This window comes from Kitasatospora sp. NPDC047058, from assembly GCF_040643935.1.
Classification (GTDB): Bacteria; Actinomycetota; Actinomycetes; order Streptomycetales; family Streptomycetaceae; genus Kitasatospora.
Map to the genome: position 1 here is coordinate 1 of NZ_JBEYVJ010000921.1, position 1,171 is coordinate 1,171.

At 73.5% G+C, this 1,171-nt stretch carries 1 protein-coding gene; it reads left to right on the forward strand.

The genetic code is table 11. From position 1 onward, the window contains the following. Positions 1–187: 187 nt before the first annotated feature. Positions 188–1,171: trypsin-like serine protease (locus tag ABZ885_RS41640; protein WP_360200478.1), on the forward strand; the 984-nt coding region annotated here is incomplete at its 3' end.

Genomic DNA, 1,171 nt, shown 5'->3' on the forward strand with positions numbered 1-1,171 from the left:
CCCACAGGTCCCCGACGTCCTCGACGTCCCAAGGGCCCAGGCCGTCCACACGCGCCCGGGCGCCCGCTGTCCCACACGTCCCCGCTGTCCCAAGCGTCCCCGGCGTCCCAAGCGCCGGTTGTCCCACGCGCTCCCGCCGTCGCACACGCCCGGGCGCTCCACCTCTCACGACCTCCAGGTGATCCCCATGTCCAAATTCCGTGCACGCAGCTCATGGACCGCAGGTCTCCTCGCCACCGCCGTGGGCGCAGGCGCCCTCGTCACCGGAGGCGCCGGCAGCGCCGGTGCGGTGTCGGGTGCGGTGCCGGGGGACGCGTCGTTCGCGTTCACCGCTCGTCTGTCCGTCGGTGACCTGGGCCGTTCCTGCAGCGGTGCGCTGGTCGACCCGTCCTGGGTGCTGACGGCCGCGAGCTGTTTCGCCGACGACCCGGCCCAGCCGGCCGCGCTGCAGGTGGGTGCGCCGAAGCAGAAGTCCACGGTCACCGTCGGCCGCACCGACGTGGCCTCCGGTACCGGTGGTCACACCACGGAGGTCGCCGAGCTCCTGCCCCGTACCGACCGGGATCTGGTGATGGTTCGGCTGGCCCAGCCGGCACCCGCCGCGATCGCGCCCGTGGCGCTTGCGACCGTCGCTCCCGCACCGGGGGAGGAGCTCGTCGCGGCCGGTTACGGCCGTACCCGGACGACGTGGGCGAACGAGCAGCTCCACACCGCGGTCTTCACCGCCGGCAGTGTCAAGCCCACCGGGCTCAACCTCGCGGCGAAGACCGCGGACGCCGCGATCTGCAAGGGTGACACCGGCGGCCCGGCCCTGCGCCAGGCCAACGGGCACTACGAGCTGGCGGCCGTCCACAGCCGCTCCTGGCAGGGCGGCTGCCTGGGCACCCCCGCGACCGAGACCCGCACCGGGGCCTACGACACCCGCACCGACGACATCACCACGTGGATCCGGGAGACCAGCCGCCGCGGCTACCCCGTCCGGGACGCGGGCGGCCGGGCGCACTTCACCCAGACCGTCGCCGCCGACTTCACCGGCGACGGCAAGGCCGACATCATCGCCCGCGACACGAACGGCCACCTCTACCTGTGGAGGCACAACGCCGGCGACGGCTTCGACTGGCCGCTCCTGATGACCGACGACTGGAACTACACCGAGACCACGGCCGCGGAC